Origin of the sequence: Pseudonocardia sulfidoxydans NBRC 16205, from assembly GCF_007989085.1 — a bacterium.
Classification (GTDB): domain Bacteria; phylum Actinomycetota; class Actinomycetes; order Mycobacteriales; family Pseudonocardiaceae; genus Pseudonocardia; species Pseudonocardia sulfidoxydans.
This window is the reverse complement of record NZ_BJVJ01000073.1, coordinates 1-17,645: the sequence shown is the minus strand read 5'-3', so window position 1 is coordinate 17,645 and position 17,645 is coordinate 1. Positions and strand designations below refer to the sequence as shown.

Here is a 17,645-nt window from a genome sequence, read left to right as displayed (position 1 = left end):
CAGCCTGAGGCAGATCGGCGCCAGTACGCCGCCTGTTCCCACTCGTGCCACTCGGCGCCAGCGACCGCGTCGAGATAGACGGACCGACGCCTGGTCGCCTCGTGTCGCCACAGGACCCGCCACCATCGGGCCCTTCGGGTGTGAAGTTCGGCGAGCCGGTCGGCTCGCGCGGCTCGATCAGTTCCATCGACAACGCCGGACGTCTCGACGCGTTGACACTCTTCCTTGAGTCGGCACAGGGCGGCATCGACGATCGATTGGACGGAACCGGTTGGCGCTCGGTCGTTGCGAACGAGCAAGGGTGATGAAGGGGTCTGGCTGCGAATCATCTAGCCTCGGTGTCCTTCCGAGTCTCTGAGTTGCCTGATCAGGCGCGATGAGCACGTGGAGATCGGAGGGGGGCCCGCCGCAATCGGGCTCCCCTCCACTTCGCGGAACGCGGCACGATCCTCAGGCAGCGTCCGACTGCGAACCGGAGCGCGGCGAGGGCTTCGACGAGCCTCCCGCGGGAGCACGCATTCCAGAAGCGCGGAAGCTGTAGGCCACTCGAGGTCGGCTGCCGTTGTCTGCCACGTAGGGAGTCACGGTCAACCCGTCGAACTCCACAGGGCGGAACGGCATCCCGGCGATGGCCTCCGGTGGCACGGGCTGATGCGTCGAGGCGATCTTCACGACGACCGTCTTGTCAGATCGCCGCGCCTCAGGGTCGGCGTCCAGCACGGAGACCGACCACACAGGCAACCCCGACTCCTTGTCCAGCTGCTGCACTGGGCGACCAGGCGCTGACTTGTCGAAGTCGCGCACGGCCTCGACCTCCGAGACCACGTAGGCCCCGTGCGGGAACACATCGCCCATCGACACCTGAAACTTGCTCTTGATCGCCATTGGCGCCTCCTTTGCTCGGTGTGAGGTCGGCCCGGGAGCGAGACTTGACGGCAACAGGTCTCGCCCGTCCGCTGACCGGACCTTATAGTCCGATAGTGCTGCCTTAGTAGTCCGGTTGTCAAGGACTAGCAAGTCCTCAGAAGATGGTGGAGTGGAGATGTCCGACGTGATCCGTCAACGCCGTGCCGCACTTGGGCTGTCGCAAGCTGACCTGGCACGGGCGGCGGGGGTCGATACGCGTCAGATTCGGCGGTACGAGGCGGGGGAGCAGCAGCCGCTCCTGCTCGTGGCCGTCGCAATCGCTGACGCGCTCCACATCTCGGTCGAAGACCTCGCGCGTGGGTCGATCACTGATGGCAGCGCGGCGCGCGCCGATGGCGAGCGTGACGGTCTACTGACCCATCATGGGCCCGTCCGGGTGGAAGAGAGCGACACGGAGAAGCTCGTCACCTTCACGGGCTCAGAGGAGGCCGACCTCTTACGCGCCGCCGGCGCGTGGATAGATCGACACCCGTTCGTTGTTGTCGTTGGCATAAACTGGATGGGCGACTTCTTGTCGCCGCATGACGTTGATTTCGATCACCCGCTGCATCGCATGGATATGGTTGTCAACTTGAGTGGAGAGATTTCCGCGTAGTTGCACTAGGGGTCATTTGGAGAGTGACGCAGTCGCAGGAGGTCATCTCGGGGAGTGGCGCAGTTATGACGAAGGATACGGGGCGACCATTTTGTGCGCGATTCTCATCGCCCAATGAATTGTCGTCGACTCAGGATGCTGGCCGCTACCTCGCGATCGTAAGGGGGTGTTCATTGCCGCGCGCCGCGCACGATGCGGCTCAAAGCACGGTTCAGGGGTACGCAGTCGATACCGGGCGTGGCGTTCTCTTCTTTCCGGATATTGCGCCGGCGCTGACGTTTGCCGTCGCTGGTCGGATGTCGCACGAGTTGGCGCTAGATTGGAATGCCTACAAAGCCGCTGTAACAGTCAAATACTGTGCCCAGCACGGCGACGAACGCGTCTTATGGCTTGGTGACTGGGCGTTCCCGGACGATCTGTCAAGTCTGCAGAACGAGCTGCGCCGATTTGTGGACGCTGTCTTGTCGAACCCGGGTCGATCGACATGGGTCAACTAGCTGTTCGCTGCCAAGGTGGGGGACTCAAAGGGGTGTTCGAGGTTGGAAGTTGCGACTCAGTATGTGGGCGGCTTAGACGAGCTGGCTGTCGCGTACGGCGGCTATGTCTTCGTACCTGAGCAATGGCCGCCGCCATTCGCCACCTCTGCCCCTCGGTACATGATTGACCGTGGGCCGGCTGGCGTTAGCTATCGGATCGACATCGGGACCGATGACGGAGTCCCAATTCTAATTGCCGGGCTACCGCGGCCCGTCACCCAGCGAGCGGGCATGTTGGGCGCTCCGCCTGATTCGTACTGGTTCGCGGTGCAAGATCTGCAGAAGGTGGGTGGCCTAGCGCTTCGCCAGCCGAACGGCCACTACCATGTAGTTTTGGGAAATCCGATGCAGGTGCACCTCTCTGGCTATCGAATAATCGAGCAGGGAGTCCAGGCAGCTACGAGCTTAGTTCGATATGGATTATGACTCATCGAGGTAATCGCGACGACGGCTGCGCACCGATGCGATGTAGGCGTGGCGCTCAACATCATCCTCGGCCGCCAGCTCATCGTACCCATGGGCCAATGCGCGTCTGTCGAGCTCAGCAAGGCCAAGGGCAAATATTGCGTGAAGAGTGCTGGCAACGGATCGTGCAGCGGTAAGCCCCGCATAGTCAGTGAGGGCTTTGTGTAAAGCCGTGCCTGCAGTCCGTGCGCTGGCGAGAGCATCTAGCTCATTCTGCGTCAACGGGACAGTCTTGCGGTGTACTTCGTTGGTCACGCCGCACTCCTCAGCGCCAGGTCGACTAGGATCGCAGGCCGTGAGTCACTCCACCTGTCTGGTCTCACCTGACAGTGAGTCACCCAACCTGTTGCCGAATCTTCCTCTATGAGGTCAAGGCGCCGCCTGCGGCGGCGCGGCCCCGCTCGACTCGCGCGCTCCTGCCTCCGGCCCGCGCGCGGCCGGCGGGGCCAGCCATGCAGCCCGGCATTTACCAGGGTCGCATTGGCGCCAAGGATGACAGGATCACCACTGGGATGACGCGGAGCGCACACGACCCGTGAGAGGCAGCCCTCGCGACTTACGTCGAACCTTCGGCGCTGCGCGGCCACGCTATCCGGCCCAGGTATTCCCGGAGTCGGGTCCTCGCCTCTTGGGTAGCTCTAGCACGGAGGCAGGCGTCGCCTTCGCTCCGGCATCGCTCGGGCCTGGCGGAATTGGCGAGAGCGGCTCGTGGACACCCGCGGTGCCGTCGTCATCGCGACCGCCATCGTCATGGAACTTCTTCTCGGCCCGCCCTCTGCCCATAGTGGTTGGGGACGGTACATGAGCCTCGTGGACCTAGGAAGTCGAACGCGGTCGACGCGTTGAACCCCCGGGTTCCGCCGAGCCTGGCACCGTTCCGAGATGAGTACCGAGACCCATCGTGTGGAGGTGAACGACGGTCAGTCGCGAGGACTTGGGCCACAACTGTCGGGCCCTATGCGACGGGAGGTCTATCTCGGCGGAAGACCATTGCGTTGAGCTCGTCGAGTCGTGTGTCCAGGTCAACATCGGATGGAAGAAGGAGTGCGTCCCGAGTCCGGTCGTCGGACCACCCAGCCGCTCGGGCCTGCTCGATCAACATACGTTCTGCCTGTTTGACTGTTCGGTAACCGTCGTCGATGAGGTGAGCACAGCCGCGGAGGACCTCGTCCGGCGTCGGGCCAGCGTTGTTCCTGTCCTGGTGAGAAGCGGCAAGGACCACGGTGGTCAGTGGACTCTCTCGGAGAAAGGCGGACAAGGACGGCAGATTCGCCAAGACCCAGTCCCACACTGCGTCGGGTACACCCTGAGGTCGACGTGCCGTTTGGTCGCTCGTCATGTGCCTGATAGTGCACTGAGTCGCCGCGCGTCTGCGAGGGATTGGGAAGATTCGTGGAGTGCCGAAGGATCGTCGGACTTGAGTGGTCGAGATCAAGGCGCCGCCTCCGGCGGCGCGGGGCCGGCCACGCCGGCCCTAACGTCGCCAGGACGTCGACCGGTCCTCCATTCGCTGGCAAGCTGACCGCGTGGACGCCGAGGAGCGCGCGAAGGCTGCCCGTCTGACCCGTGAGCGCATGACGATCCTCCGGGCTGTCGAGGCGGCGCTCAGTCGCTACCGCGAGGTCGCCGAGGCCATCGCCGAGTCGTCGGACCGGCGCGCGGCGATCACCGCCGTCGGCACACTCCTGGACGTCGATGAGACACCGGCGCGCGCAGTCGTCGAACTCCAATGGGGACGCTTGAGTCGGGATACGCGAGCGGGAGTCACCGAGGAACTGGAACAGCTCGGACGAGAGCTGGAAGCCTTGGAGAGCTGACGCCAGCAGGCTGCGCCGAACCCGGCGCCGCTCAGACGTCACAGGCCAAGGCGCTCGATCTCTGCGTCGGTGAAGGTCAGCCGGTAGCCAATCCGAACCTGGGTCTCGGTCGGGAGGTCGCGCAAGTGTGCAATCGAGACGTCGACGAATCCGCGCTTCAACGTGCGTCGAACTTGATCATCCAGATCATCCAGGTCGCCGAGATACTGCTTCGTCGTGGGTGACAGTTCGATGGCGACGTAGTCACCGTCCGCCTCCGCGAGGACTTCCTCGGCCAGTCTCTTACCGAAGGTCCATGGCATCCCATCTGGCCTCGTCGGAGGAAGATTGATCACGTTGTCTGCGGTGAGAGGCGATGCGATCTCCTCCGCGCCTACTGCTTCCGCGTATGGCTGAATCTGTGCCACGAACGCCCTCCCCTGTGTCGACGGCTTCAGGATAGTGCGGAACCGTACAAACTGCCGGGGCTCTGCCCGAACCCGGCACCGCTCAGAGATCAGTCGGGTGCGGCGGGGTGCTGACCTCCTCACGGCGCGCCGAGACGGCTACCGGCCCGCCGGTCGGGGCGCAAGGCGGGACAGCATGCCTTGCACCCCGACCGGCGGGCCGGAAGGGTGGAACCCGCGCCGCGAGGAGATCAGCACCAGGACCCAGCGTTGGAAGGGCTGCAGGTGATCCGGCCGGGGTGGTCTGCGCCGAATACGTGCCAAAGTTCGGACGACGAGAGCGCAGGAGCCAGCTCAGCCACAGGTCAGGGGCACCTTTCGTCGTCGATCATGGTTCCCCTTAAAAGGGTCACAGTGTGGGTTCGAATCCCACCGGGGGCACCGGGCCACACCAGGGTGATCATGCCTGTGCGCTGCTGTCCGGCCGTCGGATCCGGCGTTCTCCGACTGATCCGTCGCGCGCCTCCCGCCGTCGGCGCGCACCTTTGCCGATCAGCGGCCTTGCCGCAGGCTGCTCGGCGACCGCAGAACCCCCGTGGCGATGCTGCGATACGCGCCGCCGGGTGTCAGCCGGCGCGCGCCGAGACCTACGTGAGTGCTGTTTCGCGGCGCGCCGACAGCACTCCTGTTGGTCTCGGCGGAGCGTCCCGGCGACGAGGTGGTCCGGTCGGGAGGTCCGCGCGAATGCGTGGTGGAGTTCGCGCAGTTGGCGAGTAGGAGCTGCGTCCACGGCCCACTCGTACGGCGGTCCTGGCGACGTGGGGCTCGAACACGGTGATCGTGGGGTCCTCGGAGAAGTGCGGATTCTCCACTCGGACGTCCGCGCTATCGGTGGGAGGCGGCCGGAGGTGTCGAGGTGGCGTGCTCGTTCGTCGAACCGGCCTGTGCTGCGAGGTGGACGATTCGGGCGATCTCCACCGCGTCGAGCCTGTCCGATCGCACCGTCAGCGTGAATCGGCCTGGGTCCGCGAGAAGCCCCTTTGTCGAGCGCTCCCAGCGCCGGGACCACCGCCGGTCGGGCTCCTCGACCGGCCATCCGTGTGTCGAGCGCTTCGCGGCCTCGTCACGCGGGCACCAGAGCAGCACGGGGAGCCAGCCCGTCGACTCCGCCTCGAACGCGGCGAGGGCCTCGACGTTCTCGACGCACACGATCGGGAGACGGCCCTGCTCTCGAAGCCGGCCCAGTCGCTCGCGGTCGTATGAGTACAGCACGCCGTCGAGGGTGACGTCGTAAAAGATCTGTGCCCACGAGTGCAGCTCGTCGAGGTGCGTCCGGGTGACCTGCTCGGCGTCGACCGAGGGATGAGGATCGGCCGCCAGCGCCGGGACGTGGGCGTACTGCCTGCGGAGGGTCGTGAGAGAGAACGCCACGGTCCGCTTGCCACCGGCCGGGGGTCCGGCGAGGAGGATTCCACCGCGAACCGGTCGGCCATTCGCGTCGGACGATGTGGACGGCGATTCCACGTCTCACCCCCGTAGCAGGCCTGCCCTCACGGTACGCACGAATCAAGAGTGCGAAGTTCGGTGAGAGCCCTCCCGCCGCGCGGGCGCGACGTCAGCAGTCCCGCAGCTCCACACGAACCCGCGCGCGATCCGTACTCCCGGCGTCATCGAGTCCGACAGGTCGCGGTCGTTTCGAGGGACGCCGCCCGCACGTCGGCCAGGTGCCCGTCGGTCGTCCGGTCACATCAGTCAGCATGGAACGGCCGGCGCGTTCCGCATCTCGCGTGGGTCATCCACCCTGGGGCGGAAGTTGCCACATACGGAAGGAGCCGGCCGTCATGTCCAGTGTCACCAGTGATCATGGTGTGGTCCACCTCGGGTTGGACGTGCACAAGAACACGATCTCGGCGGCGGTCCTGGAGCCGGGTGTGGAGACCCCGGTGGTGGACAAGATCTCCTCCGATGAGGACGCTGTGCGCCGCCTGGTCGCCCGGTTCGACGACCCTCGCCGGGTCCGGGCCTGCTATGAGGCCGGGCCGACCGGTTACGAGCTGGCCCGGCTGCTGGCCTCGTTGGGGGTGCGCTGTGAGGTGATCGCGCCGTCGTTGATCCCGACCGCGCCCGGGGACCGGGTTAAGACCGACAAGCGCGACGCCCGCCGGCTGGCGAGGTTGCACCGGGCCGGGGAGCTGGTCGCGATCCGCGTCCCGTCCGTGGCCGAGGAGGCGGTGCGCGATCTGTGCCGGGCCCGGGCGGACATGGTGATCGACCAGACCCGCGCGCGGCACCGGTTGGGGAAGTTCCTGCTGCGTCACGGCCGGGTCTGGCGCGGCGGGGACAACTGGACGCTCAAGCACCAGGGGTGGATCGCCGCGCAGCGCTTCGACGACCCGGCGCTGACCGCGACGTTCGCCCACTACCGGGCCACGCTGACCGCGCGCGAGGCGGCCGTGGCCGCGATCGAGGCCGACCTGACCGACTGGTTCACCCGAGCGCCGTTCGCCGATCCGGTCGCCCGCCTGGCCGCCTACCGCGGGATCACCCACCTCGGCGCGCTGACCTTGGCCTGCGAGGTGTGCGACTGGCGCCGATTCGGCACCGCGGGGGCGTTCATGGGGTTCTGCGGGTTGACCCCCAGCGAGTACTCCAGCGGGGAGCGGACCCGTCGTGGACACATCACCCACGCCGGGAACCTGCACCTGCGCACCCAGCTGGTCGAGTCCGCGTGGGCCTACAAGTCCCGCCCGGCCATCGGCGCTCAGATCGGGCGCCGCCACGTCGACCTCGCACCGGAGGTGGTGGCCCGGGCCTGGAAGGCGCAGCTGCGGCTGTGTGGCCGGTTCCGCCGCCTCGACGCCTGCAAGACCAGTCGCAACATCGTCGTGACCGCGATCGCCCGCGAGCTTGCCGGGTTCGTCTGGGCCGAAATGATCATCTGAGGCGTCATGACCATCACCGCTGCCGGGCCGGTGTGGCTGACCGTGCCCGACCCCGAAACCCCCACGCGCCGGGCCACCGCCGCTGCAGGACCGACCCCCGTCTCGACTATGCCCGCACCCGCGGGCGCGCTCAGTGAGGGGCAACTCCCTGCGCATCGCCGACCTGCGATCTCGACTCGCGTACATCAGTCTGGCGGACAGCCCACCGGACCCGGCCCGGCGCGTGGGCCCCACCCCACCCGAGCACCACCGCGGCGGCGGTAGCAGCCGCCACCCCGGCCTCAACACCGTTCGTCCTCGCTTCGCTGCGGGCGCTCCGTGTTGACCCCGGGGCCCCGACGCCTGCTCAAAAATCGCAGGTCGCAGGCCAAAAAGCGGCCCGCGACCGCTTCAAGACCCGGGGTTGACAAGCCGTTCCACATCAGTCGAGGCCGCGCGCGTACCTGGCCGCCTTCAGGACGGCGTCGAAGTCGATGTCGAGGCTCGGGTCGGCCGCCTGGACCTCGCCGAACTCCCACATCACGTCGTCGATCGTCGTCCGGCGTGACAGGGCGATCAGCTCGTCGTGGACGTAGTCGCTGACCGGGACACCAGTGGCGGCGGCGCGCAGGCAGAGCACGTCCCAGACGTCGTCGGGCAGGGCGTAGGCGCTGCGCAGGATCGCCGCGTCGTGATCGACCTCCGGCCGGGGCAGGGGGCGGGCGTCCGGCTCGGCGGCGAGCTCGACGACGTTGTCGATCGGTGCCCGCTCCCGGGCCAGCGTGATCAGCTCGTGCCGGACGTGCTCGGCGACCGAGCCGGCGCCTGCCCGGCGGGTGCGCCGGTGGAGGAAGTCGGCCGTCTCACGGGGGAGATTCTCGACGAGCGCAGAGGTCATGGAGCGATCGTAGGGTCGGCGGGGTCGTCGCGTCTGCAGCGGAACCGGAGCATCGTCACCGCTCCGGACTGTCTGTTCTCGAACGGTTCGAGGTCGATCCGGCCGAGCCCGGAGGTCGAGAATCGCACCCCGTCCCCGAGGAGCACGGGGATGACGTAGACGAGGACCTCGTCGACGAGCCCCGCGCGGAGGCACTGGCTCGCGAGGTCGGCGCCGAGGATCTCCAGGTTCTTCCCGCCCGCCGCGGCGCGGGCTGTCTCGACGGCCTCCTCGAGGTCGCAGCTCAGGAACGTCACGCCCCGCTCCGGCTCGGCCGGGGGCCGGTGGGTCAGGACGAACACGGGGCCGCCGTCGTAGTCGTCGACGTCCTCGACGACCATCCGCTTGCCGACCTCGTGCGTGCCCCGGCCGACCAGCATGGCGCCGGTGGCGGGCATGACGTCGGGGAACGCGTCGTTGTCCAGGTACTCGAAGATCCAGCTCATCGCGTGGTCCGGGCCGGCGATGAACCCGTCGAGGGACATCGCCCTGTTCACGACGACCTTGCCCGGGCCGGCGTTCGTGTCGCTCATGCCGATAGGTCTACCAGCAACCCGTGAACTCATCGCCGAGATGCGCACCAGCGCTGTCCGACGCACGCACGACCCTCAGGTGCATCTCGGCGTGGGTCAGCCGATCCGCTCGACGAGCATCGGCAGGCCCGGGCCGGACAGTTCGTCGGTGACACCGCGGCGGCCGGCGAGGGCCATCAGCAGCGACTCGGCCGGCCCCCGGACGACAGGGCCGTCGCCGGTGCGCCAGTCGAGATCGGTGGCGACGAGCCTCAGCCCCTTGATGCGCTTCTTCGAGTGGATGAGCGGTGCGGTCTTGGCGAACTCCAGGGTGACGAGCATCCGGTCGTCGGGGATGTGCCGGGACAGGCCGAGGGGTCGGCGGATGTCCTGGTGGTGGATCGTCCCGTCGCACAGCGCGATCCGGCCGCCGAAGCCGGCGGTCAGCCCGCGCGGTCGCAGGTGCTCCTCGACCAGCGTGACGAGCTGGTCGGGGGTGCGGTCGGCGTAGGCGGCGATGCCGAGGGCGTTGGGCCCGCCGGGCGCGAGCCGGCCCTTGACGATGCGGCCGACCGTCCCGAGCGGGGTCAGCGCGTCGTAGCTGAACATGTGCGCCACGACGTCGCGGACGCTCCAGTCGTCGCACAGCGTGGGGCCGTCCCACTGCTCGGGCGTGAGGGACGCGAGGAGGTCGGCGAGCTCGGCGCGTTCGGCCGTCGCCATGGCCATGACGTCGGTGCTCATGCGTGGGCAACCGTCGTCGCGAAGCTGTCGAGGAGCAGAGCCCAGCCGCCGCCACCGTTGATCGCGTCGTTGATCGCCCGGCCACCGTCGAGGCGTTCGAAGAGCCGGTGTTCGACGTCGACGATGCTCCCGCTGCCGTCCGCCCGGAACACGGCCTCGATCTCGCTCGCGCGGTCCGGGTCGGGGTCGAACTGCCACGAACCGTTGATCTGCCAGGTGAAGACGAGCCGGTGCGGGGGCTCCCACAGCAGGACGCGACCCCAGTCGCACTCGCTGCCGTCGACGCCGCGCTCGTACCACCGGCCGCCGACGCGTGGTTCGAGGACGACCTCCTCGACGTCGGCGTGTCCGATGTGGAACTGGTGCGGCCACCAGGTGTTGATCGAGCCGGTGAACACGGCGAACGCCCGCTCGACGGGAACAGTCAGCGAGATGGTGCCGGTGATGGGTGGGATCGGAGCAACGTCGGTCACGATGTCCCTTCCGTGGGGTCGTCCGGGACGTCCGGTGGCGTCTCGGCCAGCTTGTGGAAGCTGGTCAGGGCATCACTCCACACCCCGTCCAGCCAGGCCCGCAGCGCGCCGACGCCCGCGGGGTCGAGTCGGTGGATGCGGCGGGTGCCGTCGGCCTCGCTGACGACGAGGCCGCCGTCGCGCAGGACGCGCAGATGCTGGGAGACGGCCGGGCGGCTGATCGGGAGCGCGTCGGCGAGCTCCTGCACCGAGCAGGGCCGGCGGGCGAGCAGTTCGAAGATCGCGCGTCGGCTGGGGTCGCCGAGCAGACCCAGCTGCGCATCTCCGTAAGTAGCCACGAACGGTAAGTCTAGACGCACAAATGCTGGGTCGGCCAGGTCCGATGATTTGTGCGGCCCGCGCAAGTCTCGACGACATGAGCACCCAGACCCTCGACCACACCTTCACCGGCGTCCTGCAGAAGAGCGACCAGCCGGGCGGCTGGGTGTATCTGTGCACCGACTGGTCCGCCACCTTCTTCGGGACCCGTGGCCTGGTCAAGGTGCGAGGCACGATCGACGGCCACCCGTTCCGCAGTTCCTTCATGGCCCTCGGCGACGGCACGCACAAGCTGCCGGTCTCCGCCGCGATCCGGAAGGTCATCGGCAAGACCGTCGGCGACAGCGTCACCGTCCACCTCGAGGAGCGGGTGGGTTAGGACTGCGTCGCGTCGTGCACCTTTCCGTCGTGGACGAGCAGGGTGACGCGGTCGGGGTCGAGGCTCTGTTCCTCGCCGAAGGGGTCCTCGAGGTGGTAGATCTCCACGCGGAAGCCCTCGCTGCGATAGAGCGCGGCGACCTCCTCGAACGGACGGCCGATCGCATCATCGGGCGCGAGTGACGGCACCGGCCAGCCCTCCCGGGGCCCGGTGTGGCGGCCGAGCCGGATCGAGAGGTCGACGGATCCGTTCCCGACGACGGTCACGCCGTCGCCGTGGTGGGCGAACTGCCGCCGCATCGTGTCGACCGCAGAGTCGGCCACCCGCACGCAGACGGTCGATGCAGCCGCGTCGATCCAGAGCTCGATCCCGCGAGAGCCGTTCTCCTGCAACGGATTCTGTCGGATGATGTCGGCCTGTACCGCCGTCAGCTCACGGAGCGACCGACGGCTGTCGACGAACGTGATCTCGACGTCTCCCTTCGAGGCTTGGGCGACCTGCGCCGCGATGCGCTCGTCGTCGCGGACCGTCGGGTCGACCGCGTGGATGGTGAGCCGCATCGTCTCGCCGGAGTTGTCGCCGACCAGACCGGTGAACCGGTCGGGATCGGCCTCGACGATCCGCAGCAGCCCGTTGTACACCTCGAGCTGGACGGCCTGCCGTCGCCAGTACTCGGAGCCGGGGTCGGTCATCTCGACACCTTCGCAGGCTGAGGCCCGGATCCGCGAGAATCGGCGCACGGACTGTCCGTGCCGGCGGATCGTCGCCCGGTACGCCGAGGCCGGCCTCACGTTCGAGGACGACCGGGCGCCGCGTCCTGTGAGGTGGTCCCGGTGAACCTGGGCACGTCCTAGGCGTCGCGATCAACCCTGCGGTGGGCGTGGAGGACCTCGGTCCGGAGGGCGGGCGCCGCATGTCGAGTCGAGATGGGCCAGCGCGTTGCGGCGCAGCGGACTGCAGTGCGGATGCAAGGCGTCAACCCGTCCCTGGCCGCTGCGACGTCACGATCCTGGACGCGCGCGGATGCTCCCGCGGGCGGAGTGGGCGACGGTGAGCCAGGTGCCGGCGTCGACACGGGTGGCGTAGTTGAGGTGGCCGGGGGAGCCGGGGGGCCAGGCACGCAGGAAGTCGGCGCGCCAGCGCTCGTGGTCGTAGCGGACGGGAAGGGCGTCGAAACGCAGGCCGTCGACGACCGCGCCGAAGAGGCTGTCGGCGGGTGGGCGTGGGTCGGAGGACAAGCGCGTCAGTACTCCGGAGCGCTCTCCGGTGAAGCAGGGCAGGCCCGCGCATCCGTTGTTGGCCACCACGTGCCGGCCGTGGTCCTGGGCGTGGGGCAGGCCGGTATGGGTGCAGCAGAGCGCGGTGACGTCGGCGCGTCGGCACCAGTCGACGACGGTCGCCGACGGTGTTGAGGGCCCGTCGAAGCCGGTCTCGGCGCGGGCGCGGTGATCTGGTGGGTCGACGGCCTCGAGCGCGAGCCGCCATCCGGCGAGGCTCTCGGGGTCGCCGTGGACGATGCCGACGCGACGGCCGCCGACGTCGACGGTGAGGTGCCGGGGCAGCGCGGCGAGCCGCGGGCGGGCGTCGACGGGACTGGTCTCGCGGAGCCGGTCGAGGACGAGGTTGGAGTGGGTGACGACGGAGTCGGCGACGTAGGAGGGGTAGTCACAGCCGCAGCCGACGGTGTCGTCGTCGCTGCTCAGGGCGTACTCGACGTTGCCGAGCGTGGCGTGGTGGGCGTGCACGCCGGCCTCGATCTCGGCGAACCGGTCGGGGTCGGTGTCGAGGTAGTGGAAGTCCCCGTTGAACACGATCTCGGGTCGTGCCGACTCCTCGGCGGCGCGGGCGAGGACGGCGTCGAGGGCGTGGGTGTTGCCGTAGAGCCCGCCGACGACGTAGAGCGTGGAGGTGGAGAAGGTGGCCGGCTCGGCGAGGTCGTCGGGCCGGTAGCGGTAGGCGATGGGGCAGCTGCGTCCCGGCCCGGCCACGGCTACACCGCCGGCCCGACGACGGTCACGAGCAGTGCCGTGCCGACCGCTTCGGCGAGCAGACGCCTCGGGAGGGAGATCACGTCGCGGGGGCGAGGTCGAGCAGCATCGACACCTGCGTGAGCCGTTCACGGACAACGCGGTAGTAGACCCATGTGCCGCGACGCTCGCCCGTGATCAGGGCCGCCTCCCGTAGCACCTTGAGGTGATGGGAGATCGTCGGGCCGCTCAGGTCGAACACCCCGGTCAGCTCGCACACGCAGGCTTCCCCGCCCTGGTTCGAGGCGATCAGCGACAGCAGTCGCAGCCGGACGGGGTCGCCCATCGCCTTGAACACCCGGGCGAGTTCGACCGCACGCTCTTCACCGAGGGGCTCACTGGTCAGCGACGAGCAGCACTCGTCGGCGCCAACGTCGCCGGGTCCGGTCACGTCGACGACCGGCAGGGATTTCTTCGACACCCATCTATCTTGACAGTCATCGAATCACGAGGCAACCTCTGTATCGACAACCGTCGAAACAAGGAGCGATCATGTCTCGTGTCCAGTTGGCCTTACGCGTCTCCGACCTGGAAGCCTCGATCGACTTCTACCGGTCGCTGTTCGGCGTCGAGCCGGCCAAGCGGCGGCCCGGTTACGCGAACTTCGCCGTTGCCGAACCGCCGTTGAAGCTCGTGCTCATCGAGGGCCAGGCCGACGAGCCGACGGTCATGGACCACCTCGGTGTCGAGGTCGAGACCACCGGCGAGGTGGACGCGGCGGCGGAGCGACTGTCCGCGCTGGGGCTGTTCACCCAGGTCGAGGACGACACCACGTGCTGCTACGCGTTGCAGGACAAGGTGTGGGTGCGCGGACCGGGGCGCGAGCCGTGGGAGGTCTACACGGTCAAGGCAGACGCACCCGACGCGACGTCGATCCATCCTGTCGGTGTATCGCCGCAGGCGTCGTGCGAGTGCGGTGCTCCCGCAGAGACGTCGGCAGCGTGCTGCGGCTGACCCGACGACGGGGTCAGGCGTAGGCCGTCCCGCAGATCTGGGTGTTGAACGAGACGAAGGGGCTGTGCAGCCGGTACGGCTCGATGTCGACGTGGGTGAACCCGGCGGCGCGGATCGGCCCGGCGAGGTCACGTTCGCAGGAGCAGCCCTCGAACGTCCACGCCCAGGGCCGGCGCAGCACCCGTTGCAGGGCCCGGGTGGGCGTGCCGGCGGGGGCGGCGACGTGTTCGAGGAACCGGAAGGTGCCCCCGGGGCGCAGGATGCGCCGGACCTCGGCGAGTACCGCGGCCGGGTCGGTCACGGTGCACAGGACGAGCGAGGAGATGACGCAGTCGACGCTGTGGTCGGGGAGGCCGGTGCGGTCGGCGACGGTCTCGCGCAGGTCGAGGTCGACGCCGTGGCGTGCGGCGGCGGCGTGCAGCCGGCGGTGCATGGGCGCGTTGGGTTCGACGGCGACGAGTGTCGATCCGGGCGCGAGGTGGCGCATGTTGGCGCCGACACCGGGGCCGAGCTCGACGACGGTCCGCGGCAGGTCGGCGAACAGGCGCTGCTTGTGGGCGCGGACGTTCCACTCGATGTAGGGGCCCATCACGGCGAAGAACGCGGCGTTGAACGCGCCGCGCCCGCGGTGGACCTCGAACGTGCCGGCGGGAGGAGGTGAAACGGTGGTCACGGATGAGACTCTGCGCCGGTCGGGCGGGCCTGTCAGGCGTGGAACCACCCCACTTCCGGCCGGGTCAGACGGGGTCGCGACGGGCGCTGTACCAGGCGGCGATCTGGGCGCGGGAGCGGAACCCGAGGCGCAGCAGGATGCGTTCGACGTGCCCTTCGGCGGAGCGTTCGTCGATCCCCAGCCGGGTGGCGATCTCGCGGTTGGTGCAGCCGCGGCTGACCAGCTCGGCGACCTGGCGCTGGCGGGGGGTCAGCCCGTCGGCGCCGCGCCGGGCGAGCGGCAGGCCGAGGAAGCGGCGGACGGTGCGGACCAGCTCGTCGCGGTCACCGGCGTAGGGCAGGTGCGAACGGCCGGGGAGGACGACGAGCTCGGCGTCGTCGATCGCCGCGGCGAGGACCTGGGCCTGCGCGAGCGGTGCGGCGCGGTCGTCGCGCCGGTGCACGACGAGTGTCGGTGTCCGGACGTGGCCGAGGAGGTCGGTGACGTCGAGGTCGTAGCTCAGCGCCAGCAATGCCCGCGCGGTCGCGGCCGACGAGCAGGCCCGCTGGTAGCGGGCGGCGCCGGCGCGGGTGGGGCCGTCGGCGTCGGGGGCGAAGATGTCGGTCAGCACCTCGGAGCCGAGGCCCCAGTGCGACTCGACGAGTCCCAGGATGTGGTCGCGCACCGCCGGCGGGGACACCTCGGCGCCGCGGGCCCAGCCGCCGTAGAGCACCAGCCGCCGGACACCGTCCGGGTGGGCGGCGGCCCACGCCGCGGCGACGGGGGCGCCCATGGAGACCCCCATCAGGTCGACGGGCCCGTCCAGCGCCGCGGCGACCGCGTCGAGCTGCGCGAGCTCGGAGACCAGCGACGGCGGCCGGCCGGTGCCCGGCGTGAGGCCGCACCCGGCACGGTCGTAGCGGACGAGCCGGCAGCCGTGGGCGAGCGTTTCGTAGAGCGCCCGCTCGGCCGGCAGCTCCCACCCCAGCTGCAGGTGCGTGAGCCAGCCCGACACGTAGATCAACGGTCTGCCGACGCCGACCGATGCGTACGCCACGACCGTGCCGTCGGCCGTCTCCACGCGACCGAGCCGCTGCTCCACACCTGGATTCTGGCCCGTTCCGGGGGCGCAGGCACATGAACCGGATGGGGTCGGGGAGGACCGCCTGGTTCGCGAACGGGGCCCCCGCACCCGCGAGGGCCCCGCCGTCGGACGCGTGGGTCAGCCTGCGTTGACCTTCGGGAGGATCTCCTCCTTGAGGCGCTTCATGTCGTCGAGCGTCTTCGCGACGGGCACGTCGGCGAACGGCGGCCAGAGCAGCGGCATGTCCAGCCCGGCTTCCTTGTAGGCCTTGAGCCGGTCGGTGATCTGCCCGGCGGTGCCCACCATCAGGTTGGTGACGCGGCCCTGGTCGGACTGGTCGACCTCCTGGTCGGTGATGACCGTCCACAGCATGCTGCAGACCTCCAGGTCGTCGACCGAACGCTTCGTGTCGAGCTCGTCGAGCTCACGCTGGATGGCGCTGCGCCAGTTCTTGATGTCCTCGGGAGAGTCCTGGATGCCGATCCAGCCCGACAGGTTGTACTTGGCGATGCGCGCCGCCGACCGCTTCGGGTCCTTCAGGCCGGAGAAGAAGATCGGCGGGTGGGGCTGCTGGACGGGCTTGGCGCCGAAGCCGCAGGGCTCGAAGTCGGCGAACTCGCCGTGGTACTCGAAGATGTCGTTGGTCCAGATGCCCTGCATGACCTCGATCGTCTCGCGGACGTGCTTGTGGCGCTTCGGGAAGATGTGCGCGGCGCTCGCGGCGGCGAACTCCTCGGGCATCCAGCCGGACCCGACGCCGACGTTGAGCCGGCCGCCCGAGAGGTGGTCGATCGTCGCCAGCTCCGCGGCGAGGACGCCGGGCGCACGGAAAGGGGTGTCGATGATGCTCATGCCGATGCGGACCTTCTTGGTCTTCGCGGCGAGCCAGGGGATCAGCGGGAAGCCCTGCAGGAAGGTGCCGCGCGCGGCGACCGGAAGCTGGTTGGGCAGCCCCTCCATCATGCCGAAGGGGTAGGTCAGCTCCCCGCGGTCGGACGACTCGGGTACGACGATGCGGTCGAGCGTCCAGACGGAGTCGTAGTCGAGGTCCTCGGCCAGCTCGGCGAGGTCCTCCAACTCCTTGACGGTCACCTCGGTGCGGAAGTTCGGGAGGTACAGGGCGAGCTTCATGGGGGTACGGCCTCCTTGCCGTGCACTGCTGTTCGCGGCTGCCTACGCCGAGGTCGATCGGCACGCTGCCGCGCCTGGTGACCTGGGCCACAAGGGCCGGAGTCTAGCGCTGATCGTCGGCAGCGGCGCGGAACGGGCCGTCGCGAACGGATCTCCGGCTGCGGCCGGATCAGGCCCCTGAGCTGGGCGGACCCGTTTCGCGTGCCGGCGGGCCGGGTGTTGCTACCTGCCCGATCCGGTAGGGCAACGTTGATCGTGTGGGTGATCGTTCGTCGCGGTCCCGTACCTGCCGAGATGCACGTCAGGGTCGCGGGTCCGGGCAGCCCTGAGGTGCATCTCGGCGCGCGGGTCATTGAATACTGGGTGGATGAGCGACGAGCACGACGTCCGGCGCCTGGCGCTGGGGCTCGAGGGCGTCGTCGAGAACCCGAGCGACGGGTTCGACTTCCGCGTCGACGGCAAGGGCTTCGTCTGGTCATATCCGGAGCGCGAGCCTGGCAAGCGCCGCGTGATCCGCACCGACGTCGCGGTGCTCTACGTCGGGGACGAGGCCGAGAAGCAGGCGTTGCTGCTCGGCGAGCCAGAGCTGTTCTTCACCACCCCGGGCTACGACGGCTTCCCGCTCGTCATGGTGCGGCTCGGTCTCGTCGACGAGGCCCGGCTCGCGGAGCTGGTCGTCGACGCCTGGGACATGCGCCGCGACCCCGCCCCCTCCACGTCCTGATCCGGTGCGTGGGGCGACGAATTCGTCGCCCCACGCACCGGATCGGCTCATCGCGGCCGGCTC

The 17,645-nt window shown here is 68.9% G+C and carries 22 protein-coding genes and 1 tRNA gene; 8 read left to right on the top strand and 15 right to left on the bottom strand.

The window, feature by feature from the left end:
• The first annotated feature begins 140 nt into the window (after nt 1–140).
• A complete protein-coding gene (locus tag PSU4_RS31555; RefSeq protein ID WP_186817169.1) occupies nt 141–305 on the top strand; it encodes a hypothetical protein in 165 nt (54 codons plus the stop codon).
• A 145-nt stretch (nt 306–450) separates the two neighbouring features.
• Here the strand turns inward: PSU4_RS31555 and PSU4_RS25090 are convergent, their stop codons facing one another.
• Entirely contained in the window at nt 451–885 is a 435-nt protein-coding gene (locus tag PSU4_RS25090) for a plasmid replication, integration and excision activator (RefSeq protein ID WP_147113383.1), read from the bottom strand.
• A 157-nt stretch (nt 886–1,042) separates the two neighbouring features.
• Here PSU4_RS25090 and PSU4_RS25085 point away from each other — a divergent pair, with 157 nt between their 5' ends.
• Nucleotides 1,043–1,522, top strand: a complete 480-nt coding sequence (locus PSU4_RS25085) for a helix-turn-helix domain-containing protein (protein ID WP_147113380.1) — start codon at nt 1,043–1,045, stop codon at nt 1,520–1,522.
• Between the two features lie 956 nt (nt 1,523–2,478).
• Here the strand turns inward: PSU4_RS25085 and PSU4_RS25080 are convergent.
• On the bottom strand, nt 2,479–2,778 hold the full coding sequence (locus tag PSU4_RS25080) for a hypothetical protein (protein WP_147113378.1): 300 nt from the start codon (nt 2,776–2,778) through the stop codon (nt 2,479–2,481).
• 1,271 nt (nt 2,779–4,049) lie between these two features.
• On the opposite strand from PSU4_RS25080, the gene PSU4_RS25075 reads away from it, so the two are divergent.
• Nucleotides 4,050–4,340 (top strand): hypothetical protein, encoded by a 291-nt coding sequence (locus PSU4_RS25075; protein WP_147113375.1) that lies wholly within the window; start codon nt 4,050–4,052, stop codon nt 4,338–4,340.
• Nucleotides 4,341–4,378: 38 nt separating this feature from the next.
• On the opposite strand, the gene PSU4_RS25070 is transcribed toward PSU4_RS25075, so the two are convergent.
• Entirely contained in the window at nt 4,379–4,747 is a 369-nt protein-coding gene (locus PSU4_RS25070) for a hypothetical protein (RefSeq protein WP_147113372.1), read from the bottom strand.
• Nucleotides 4,748–5,074: 327 nt separating this feature from the next.
• Between PSU4_RS25070 and PSU4_RS31550 the strand changes: the two genes are divergently transcribed.
• Nucleotides 5,075–5,167: transfer RNA gene (locus tag PSU4_RS31550), tRNA-OTHER, on the top strand.
• A gap of 444 nt (nt 5,168–5,611) precedes the next feature.
• On the opposite strand, the gene PSU4_RS25065 is transcribed toward PSU4_RS31550, so the two are convergent.
• A complete protein-coding gene (locus PSU4_RS25065; RefSeq protein WP_147113369.1) occupies nt 5,612–6,157 on the bottom strand; it encodes a hypothetical protein in 546 nt (181 codons plus the stop codon).
• 410 nt (nt 6,158–6,567) lie between these two features.
• Between PSU4_RS25065 and PSU4_RS25060 the strand changes: the two genes are divergently transcribed.
• Nucleotides 6,568–7,668, top strand: coding sequence for an IS110 family RNA-guided transposase (locus PSU4_RS25060; protein ID WP_186817168.1), 1,101 nt, complete (start codon nt 6,568–6,570; stop codon nt 7,666–7,668).
• 421 nt (nt 7,669–8,089) lie between these two features.
• On the opposite strand, the gene PSU4_RS25055 is transcribed toward PSU4_RS25060, so the two are convergent.
• The 5 genes from PSU4_RS25055 to PSU4_RS25035 all read right to left on the bottom strand — a co-directional run bounded on the left by PSU4_RS25055 (nt 8,090) and on the right by PSU4_RS25035 (nt 10,651).
• Nucleotides 8,090–8,545, bottom strand: coding sequence for a hypothetical protein (locus PSU4_RS25055; protein WP_147113363.1), 456 nt, complete (start codon nt 8,543–8,545; stop codon nt 8,090–8,092).
• Nucleotides 8,542–9,117 (bottom strand): dihydrofolate reductase family protein, encoded by a 576-nt coding sequence (locus PSU4_RS25050; RefSeq protein ID WP_147113360.1) that lies wholly within the window; start codon nt 9,115–9,117, stop codon nt 8,542–8,544. The genes PSU4_RS25055 and PSU4_RS25050 overlap by 4 nt, the downstream gene beginning before the upstream one ends.
• A gap of 96 nt (nt 9,118–9,213) precedes the next feature.
• Nucleotides 9,214–9,840 (bottom strand): maleylpyruvate isomerase family mycothiol-dependent enzyme, encoded by a 627-nt coding sequence (locus PSU4_RS25045; RefSeq protein ID WP_246115323.1) that lies wholly within the window; start codon nt 9,838–9,840, stop codon nt 9,214–9,216.
• The gene (locus PSU4_RS25040) at nt 9,837–10,313 is read right to left on the bottom strand and encodes an SRPBCC family protein (RefSeq protein ID WP_147113357.1); all 477 of its coding nucleotides are present in this window, start codon (nt 10,311–10,313) and stop codon (nt 9,837–9,839) included. The genes PSU4_RS25045 and PSU4_RS25040 overlap by 4 nt, the downstream gene beginning before the upstream one ends.
• Nucleotides 10,310–10,651 (bottom strand): ArsR/SmtB family transcription factor, encoded by a 342-nt coding sequence (locus PSU4_RS25035; RefSeq protein WP_147113354.1) that lies wholly within the window; start codon nt 10,649–10,651, stop codon nt 10,310–10,312. Before PSU4_RS25035 ends, PSU4_RS25040 begins: the two co-directional genes overlap by 4 nt.
• Before the next feature lie 77 nt (nt 10,652–10,728).
• Here PSU4_RS25035 and PSU4_RS25030 point away from each other — a divergent pair, with 77 nt between their 5' ends.
• Nucleotides 10,729–11,010 carry a DUF1905 domain-containing protein gene (locus PSU4_RS25030; RefSeq protein ID WP_147113350.1) on the top strand — a complete coding sequence of 94 codons (282 nt, stop codon included), beginning with the start codon at nt 10,729–10,731 and terminating at the stop codon, nt 11,008–11,010.
• On the opposite strand, the gene PSU4_RS25025 is transcribed toward PSU4_RS25030, so the two are convergent.
• The 3 genes from PSU4_RS25025 to PSU4_RS25015 all read right to left on the bottom strand — a co-directional run bounded on the left by PSU4_RS25025 (nt 11,007) and on the right by PSU4_RS25015 (nt 13,458).
• A complete protein-coding gene (locus PSU4_RS25025) occupies nt 11,007–11,702 on the bottom strand; it encodes a hypothetical protein (RefSeq protein ID WP_147113347.1) in 696 nt (231 codons plus the stop codon). The two genes, PSU4_RS25030 and PSU4_RS25025, sit on opposite strands and share 4 nt — an antisense overlap.
• Nucleotides 11,703–12,011: 309 nt before the next feature.
• Nucleotides 12,012–12,998 carry a metallophosphoesterase family protein gene (locus tag PSU4_RS25020; protein ID WP_186817167.1) on the bottom strand — a complete coding sequence of 329 codons (987 nt, stop codon included), beginning with the start codon at nt 12,996–12,998 and terminating at the stop codon, nt 12,012–12,014.
• A gap of 79 nt (nt 12,999–13,077) precedes the next feature.
• Nucleotides 13,078–13,458 carry an ArsR/SmtB family transcription factor gene (locus tag PSU4_RS25015; RefSeq protein WP_147113339.1) on the bottom strand — a complete coding sequence of 127 codons (381 nt, stop codon included), beginning with the start codon at nt 13,456–13,458 and terminating at the stop codon, nt 13,078–13,080.
• 71 nt (nt 13,459–13,529) lie between these two features.
• On the opposite strand from PSU4_RS25015, the gene PSU4_RS25010 reads away from it, so the two are divergent.
• A complete protein-coding gene (locus PSU4_RS25010) occupies nt 13,530–13,991 on the top strand; it encodes an ArsI/CadI family heavy metal resistance metalloenzyme (RefSeq protein WP_147113336.1) in 462 nt (153 codons plus the stop codon).
• A gap of 13 nt (nt 13,992–14,004) precedes the next feature.
• Here the strand turns inward: PSU4_RS25010 and PSU4_RS25005 are convergent, their stop codons facing one another.
• The 3 genes from PSU4_RS25005 to PSU4_RS24995 all read right to left on the bottom strand — a co-directional run bounded on the left by PSU4_RS25005 (nt 14,005) and on the right by PSU4_RS24995 (nt 16,858).
• Entirely contained in the window at nt 14,005–14,664 is a 660-nt protein-coding gene (locus PSU4_RS25005; protein ID WP_246115322.1) for a class I SAM-dependent methyltransferase, read from the bottom strand.
• A 64-nt stretch (nt 14,665–14,728) separates the two neighbouring features.
• Complete coding sequence (locus tag PSU4_RS25000) at nt 14,729–15,745, bottom strand: alpha/beta fold hydrolase (protein ID WP_147113332.1); 1,017 nt, start codon at nt 15,743–15,745, stop codon at nt 14,729–14,731.
• Nucleotides 15,746–15,865: 120 nt separating this feature from the next.
• A complete protein-coding gene (locus PSU4_RS24995; RefSeq protein WP_147113330.1) occupies nt 15,866–16,858 on the bottom strand; it encodes an LLM class flavin-dependent oxidoreductase in 993 nt (330 codons plus the stop codon).
• A 367-nt stretch (nt 16,859–17,225) separates the two neighbouring features.
• On the opposite strand from PSU4_RS24995, the gene PSU4_RS24990 reads away from it, so the two are divergent.
• Entirely contained in the window at nt 17,226–17,582 is a 357-nt protein-coding gene (locus tag PSU4_RS24990) for an MmcQ/YjbR family DNA-binding protein (RefSeq protein ID WP_147113327.1), read from the top strand.
• Nucleotides 17,583–17,645: the final 63 nt, after the last annotated feature.